5 protein-coding genes are annotated in these 6,372 nt (G+C 37.0%); 4 read left to right on the top strand and 1 reads right to left on the bottom strand.

Annotation, left to right across the window (positions count from 1 at the left end; translation table 11 throughout):
- The first annotated feature begins 202 nt into the window (after positions 1–202).
- The 4 genes from JSS34_08085 (at position 203) to JSS34_08070 (ending at position 5,623) form a co-directional block, all read left to right on the top strand.
- Positions 203–523 (top strand): hypothetical protein, encoded by a 321-nt coding sequence (locus tag JSS34_08085; protein ID MBS0186273.1) that lies wholly within the window; start codon positions 203–205, stop codon positions 521–523.
- 126 nt (positions 524–649) lie between these two features.
- Complete coding sequence (locus JSS34_08080; protein MBS0186272.1) at positions 650–976, top strand: hypothetical protein; 327 nt, start codon at positions 650–652, stop codon at positions 974–976.
- Between the two features lie 251 nt (positions 977–1,227).
- On the top strand, positions 1,228–3,681 hold the full coding sequence (gene gyrB / locus JSS34_08075; GenBank protein MBS0186271.1) for a DNA topoisomerase (ATP-hydrolyzing) subunit B: 2,454 nt from the start codon (positions 1,228–1,230) through the stop codon (positions 3,679–3,681).
- A gap of 22 nt (positions 3,682–3,703) precedes the next feature.
- A complete protein-coding gene (locus tag JSS34_08070) occupies positions 3,704–5,623 on the top strand; it encodes a PBP1A family penicillin-binding protein (protein ID MBS0186270.1) in 1,920 nt (639 codons plus the stop codon).
- Between the two features lie 127 nt (positions 5,624–5,750).
- On the opposite strand, the gene JSS34_08065 is transcribed toward JSS34_08070, so the two are convergent.
- Positions 5,751–6,287 carry a hypothetical protein gene (locus tag JSS34_08065; protein ID MBS0186269.1) on the bottom strand — a complete coding sequence of 179 codons (537 nt, stop codon included), beginning with the start codon at positions 6,285–6,287 and terminating at the stop codon, positions 5,751–5,753.
- Between the last annotated feature and the right edge of the window lie 85 nt (positions 6,288–6,372).

Here is a 6,372-nt window from a genome sequence, read left to right as displayed (position 1 = left end):
TAAGCTTAACAATTTTAATAATTATTCCTCATTTCTTATATCGAACTGACGTTAAGGTAGCTATTCTCCTAAAAAAACTTATTATATAGCATCTATTTCTAAAAATTATACGATTTAAAAAGAAATAGTTTTTTAAAGCAAAAAATTGTGATATTGTAATAGAAATAATTTAAAAATAAGTAAAAAAAACCGGGAGATAAAAATGCAAATCGAAAAAAAACTCATTAAAACCTCTTTCTCACTTGTTATAGGAATTTCTCTTTTTATGGCAACTTACGCAGAAGTTTTTGCTAAAAATAATTGTGAAAGCTTGAGAGAGGCAGCAAAACAACTTCAAGTAAGGTATAGAAATGATAAAGACTATCTTAATGGAGAAGGAGATTCTCTCTGGGGTCATTACCTTGTGAATGTCATAAAAGCAAATCTTCTGAAAATTGAGGCACAATTTAACAAGATTGCCGCTGAATATAGACAGAGTAACTGTCATCCTTCCCTTGGAAGCATAAGTTCTCCTAATAGTTAAATGCCTTGAAAAGGTTGGATTTGGCCTAAATAGATTTTTCCTTGAAAAAGTGTTTCTAAGTCCAAGGTCTATCTTCAAAAAGCTCTTAAAGTTTTCACGGTATTAGATATAAGAGAGGAAATAAGAATGAAAACAAAAATAAAAATAAAACAAGTCTTTATTGCTTTTATTTTTTTTATGGGGTCTGTCCTTTTCCTAGGAGGATCTGATACAGCTTTTGGTAAATCATGTAAGGACTTAAATACAGATTTACAAAAATTGAGGACACAGTATAAACAAGAGATAGCTTTCTTAAATACACATAAGAATGATCCAAAATCTCAAGATGTTGTCAAAGCGGTTGAACACAATTTAAAAGTGACAACATCAAAGTTTGGAACATTTTACAAACACTACAGAAAACAAGCTTGTACACCTAAGCTTGCTCCACTTCATGAGAGCCCAGCAGGTTAAAAATTAAAAAAAAGAAAGGTAAGGACTTTTTCTTTTGAAAAGAAAAGGAAAATCTCCCTATTGGATTCTGATTAAATTTTATTCTAAAAGAGAGAAGTCTATCTTCTCTCTTTTTTTATTTCGCCCAAGTGATGCTCTTTACTTGCGCTTTTTGATAAATTTGTCTATATCTTTAAAAGGAAAAAATTCTTTTTTCTAAATATTTTACCCTGGCATTATTTTTATCTTTGACTCTAAAAGAAGGCTTTATAATGGAAGAACTGGACACAGTAAAGAATAACGAAACTCCTGAAAATCTTGACTCTTCAGAGGAATATGGTGCCCATTCTATTAAAGTTCTTAAAGGTCTTGATGCTGTTCGTAAGCGTCCTGGAATGTATATTGGAGACACGGATGATGGTTCTGGGTTACACCATATGGTGTATGAGGTTGTCGACAATGCGATCGATGAAGCTTTAGCTGGACATTGTGATACGGTAACGGTGACATTAAATCCTGATGGATCAGTAACAGTTACGGATAATGGACGTGGTATCCCTGTTGAAATCCATGAAGAAGAAGGTATTTCTGCAGCTGAAGTGATTATGACTCAGCTCCATGCGGGTGGTAAATTTGATCAAAATTCTTATAAAGTGTCCGGTGGATTGCACGGAGTGGGGGTTTCTGTTGTAAATGCCCTTTCTGAGATTTTAGATCTTAAGGTTTATAAAAACGGTAAGATCTACTTTATGAGATTCAAACACGGTGTTCCAGAAGCTCCTCTCGAAGTAATTGGGGAAGAAATCAATAAAAAAGGAACGGAAATTACTTTTTTGCCTTCTAAGGAGACCTTTACAAAAACGGAATTTGATTTTGCAACCCTTGAGCATCGCCTTCGGGAGCTTGCTTTTTTGAATTCGGGTGTGTCTTTAACGCTTACCGATAAGCGTGGCGTCGAAGAAAAAGTTGTTGAACTTCATTATGAAGGGGGCGTTATTGCCTTCGTCCAGTATTTAAATCGCTTGAAAACGCCCCTTCAAGATGCGCCTATTTTTATTTCGGATGAAAAAGATGGTATTATTATTGAGGCTGCTCTTGAGTGGACTGATAGCTATCACGAAACAATGCTGTGTTTTACAAATAATATTCCTCAACGAGATGGTGGAACGCACTTAGCAGGATTTAGAGGAGCGTTGACACGTACCCTTGGAAATTATGTAGCTAACATGGGAGGTGCGAAGAAAGATAAAATAACTTTTAGTGGTGAAGATGCTCGAGAAGGCTTGACGTGCGTTCTTTCTGTAAAAGTACCAGATCCTAAATTTTCCTCCCAAACAAAAGATAAACTGGTGTCTTCTGAAGTTCGTCCCGTTGTTGAGTCAAGTGTCACAGATAAACTCGATCAATGGTTTGAGGAGCATCCTCAGGAAGCGCGAAAAGTTGTTGCAAAGGTGATGGAGGCCGCTCTCGCACGAGAAGCCGCCCGCAAGGCGCGTGAATTGACACGCCGCAAAGGAGCGCTTGATACAGCTTCTCTCCCAGGAAAACTTGCGGATTGTCAGGAAAAAGATCCTGCTCAAAGTGAATTGTTTTTGGTAGAAGGAGAGGGTGCTGGCGGGTCTGCAAAGCAAGCACGGAATCGCAAGAATCAAGCTATTCTTCCCTTGCGTGGAAAAATTTTGAATGTTGAAAGAGCTCGATTTGATAAAATGCTTGGCTCCCTTGAAATTGGGACTCTTATCACAGCTCTTGGAACGGGTATTGGAAAAGATGACTTTAATGTTGATAAATCAAGATACCATAAAGTTATTATTATGACGGACGCGGATGTCGATGGAAGCCATATTCGAACCTTACTTTTAACTTTTTTCTTCAGGCAAATGCCAGAATTAATTGAAAAAGGATATCTTTATATTGCTCAGCCTCCTCTTTATAAAATAAAGCGCGGGGCGTCAGAAGTTTATCTTAAAAACGATCAAATGCTCGAAACTTATCTTGTGGATCAAGGCTCAGAAAATCTTTGCCTTGTAACAGCAGAAGGGGTTCAGATTGTGGGTCAAGATTTAAGATCCGTTATTGATAAAGCGTTAGTCTTAAGGCGGATGATTGAGCATCTTGGTTCAAAAATTGGATCTCGGTTTATTAGTGAGCAAGCGGCTATTCAAGGGCTTTTTGGTACACAGGCTGAAGATCCTGTCCTCTTTAAAGAAGCTCTTCTTAATCTTTGTAAGAGGCTAAGTCAGCTTGAAGCCCCTGTCGAATGGGCTTTAACTGGAGATGAAAAAGGAGGTTTTTTTGAAATTATCCGAAAGGAACGAGGTGTTGGAGAGTCTTTTTATATTGAAAGATCCTTATTTATAAGTGGAGAAGCTCAACATCTCTCAACGTATTCCTCTGAACTGAAAGAAATGTATAATCAAGCCTTAAAATTAGTTGCTAAGGAAAAAGTAATTATAATCCGTGGGCCTCTTGAGCTTTTAGACCGTGTCATGGAATTTGGGCGAAAGGGAATTAGTATTCAGCGTTATAAAGGTCTTGGAGAAATGAATCCAGAACAACTTTGGGAAACAACGCTTGATCCAAATACGCGGTCTCTTTTAAAAGTTAAAGTCTCTCATGCAGAAGCGGCGGATGAAGTTTTTACAACATTGATGGGAGATCTTGTTGAACCTCGACGTCATTTCATTCAGGAAAATGCTTTAAATGCTGTGAACTTAGACATTTAATAAAAGGGGGAAGTCTTTCTAAATGTCTTCCTCTAAGAAACCTCCCTCTTGGCGTAAAGAGCCAACATTCTTGAAAAAATCTCAAATGCAAAAGAAGAAAGGAGCTTTGTATGCAGATACAAAATCTCCTTCTCGAAAAAAAACAAGACAAAAAGGCTTAAAGAAACGTCACCGTCCTTTTATGGGACGCCTTTTAAAATGGTTCTTTCTTTTCTTAGTGTGGGGAGTGATTCTCGGGGGATTTATTTTGGGCTATTTTGCTTATGATCTTCCCAATCTTGAAAGCCTTAAACCAGGGGTGCGGCGTCCTAGCATTACTTTTAAATCATTCCAAGGAAAGACGTTATGCACCTATGGAGACTCTCAGGAAAAAAATTATACATTGAATGAAATCTCGCCTCTTCTTATAAAAGCTGTCATTGCCATTGAGGATAGACGCTTTTACACGCATAAAGGGATTGATCTTATTGGAATTGCGCGTGCTTTTTGGATAAACATGCGACAAAAATCGGTTGTTCAAGGTGGAAGTACCTTAACTCAACAACTTGCAAAAAATCTTTTTTTAACATCTCAAAGATCTTTAAAGCGAAAAATTCAAGAAGTTATGTTGGCTCTTTGGTTAGAGCATACATTTACAAAAGATCAAATCTTAAGTATTTATTTAAACCGAGTTTATCTTGGATCTGGGATGTATGGCGTTGGAGCAGCTTCTCATAAGTATTTTCACAAATCTCCCTCTCAACTTTCTCTTTATGAATCTGCTCTTCTGGCTGGTCTTTTAAAAGCGCCCTCTTACTATGGTTCTTTCCAGAATAAAGAGCGCGCTCATCAACGCGCTGGCGTTGTTCTTGAAGCCATGATTCAAGCAGGTATGATTACACCTTGGGAGAAAACAGAAGCCCTTGTTCAAATGTTTGTTCCTGATGTTTTAGATGTTAAAATTGAAGGGATTCGTTACTTTTGTGATTGGATCATGAGAGAGCTTCCAAAATATATAGGGGATTTAAATGTCCAGGATCTTATTATTACAACGACACTTGATCCAAGGCTTCAAATAGAAGCCGATAAAAGTATTGAGAGTGCTCTAAAAACCTCAACATCCTATAAAGATCTTCAGGTTGCTTTGATTTCTTTGAGTTTGGATGGCGCTGTGCGTGCTATGATTGGGGGGAAATCTTATGAAAAAAGCCAATTTAATCGAGCTTATCAGGCACTTCGTCAACCCGGATCTCTTTTTAAAATATTTATTTTTTTAAGTGCGCTCGAATCTGGACGTTCGTCTCAAGATTTAATTTCAGATGCACATATCCGAATTGGAAAATGGGCTCCAAAAAATTATCAATGGCAATCACGGGGTATGATTTCCTTAAAAGAAGCTCTTGCGTATTCTGTGAATACAGCAACGGTGAGACTCGCTCAGCAAATTGGACTCCGGGCGCTTCAAAGAACAGCTCAAAATCTTGGAATTAAAAGCCCGATTTCAAATAATTTGAGTGTTGCGCTTGGAACATCAGAAGTCACGCTTTTAGAGATCTCCAGTGCATTTGCGATTATTGCGAATGGAGGATATAAAGTTGAGCCTTATGGAATTGTTCGGATTGAAACAAAAAACGGAAAAGTTCTTTATGAACGTTCACCTTTAAAAAGAGAAAGTGTTATTTCGTCGGAAATTGCCACTCAAATGCAAATAATGCTTCATGACGTTGTTACCTATGGACGTGGAAAAGAAGCAGCAGTGCCAGGCATTTGGATTGCTGGAAAAACAGGAACAACGCAGCAAAAACAAGATGCTTGGTTTGTTGGGTTTACACATCATCTTGTGACGGGAATTTGGCTTGGAATTGATGAAAATGAGGCAAAGTCTGCTCTTAAAAAGAAAAAAAGACCCATGGGTGGAGGACTTCCTGCTCTCTTATTTAAAAAATTTATGGGAAGCATTTAACGAATGATATAAAAAAGATAACTCCTAAGTCTTAATAAAAAAAGCGTACTCAATAAGTTCAGATAACGTTATGAAGAGAGTTTATATTTACTTTTAAGAAGATTTTTTTCTTAAAAGTATTCAAATCTTAAGGAAAGAGGATGCCCTTGTATTCTCTTTTCCCATGAATTGTTTCTTTTTGCTCAGAATAAAAGAGAACTTTGGGCTTGTTAGAATGAGAAGACAAGGTTCTTCTTAGAGAGGCTTTTACGTAAGCGTCATATTCTATAGGCCACGATAACCAAACTTGTTTTGCATCTGCTCCAACGTTTATTACTGTAAGAGATATTTTTTGTGTTATAAGGTCTTCTGCGAGGTCAATTAAAAGAGGTTGAAGGCTGTGTAATTTTTGACTTATCACAGTTTCATTTAAAATATCTTCCTGCTGTGGAACTCTATTTAATCTGGGTGAGACAATTTCATAAATGATGCTTTCATTTTTTAAAGAACCATCCCTTCCTCCCAAAGTTCCTTGTTTGCTCATTTTAAGGATCCATTTGTGAAAAGGAAAATATCTTTGTCGAAGAGCTTTAGCTTTATTTAGATCTTGGAACCAGAAAGAAATACCATTTTTCCATCTGTGAATTTCCTGCACTTTTCCATCTTCTAAGAAACGCTTTTGCATATGGGAATCAATAAACGAACACCATTCGCTTCTTATACTATTTCCATAAATTAAAATAACAAGTATGATGTTCTGCAAATGGAAG

This window comes from Pseudomonadota bacterium (genome assembly GCA_018242545.1).
Taxonomy (GTDB): domain Bacteria; phylum Pseudomonadota; class Alphaproteobacteria; order 16-39-46; family 16-39-46; genus 16-39-46.
Note: the sequence above shows the minus strand (reverse complement) of the source record. Positions and strands in the feature narration are given on the sequence as shown.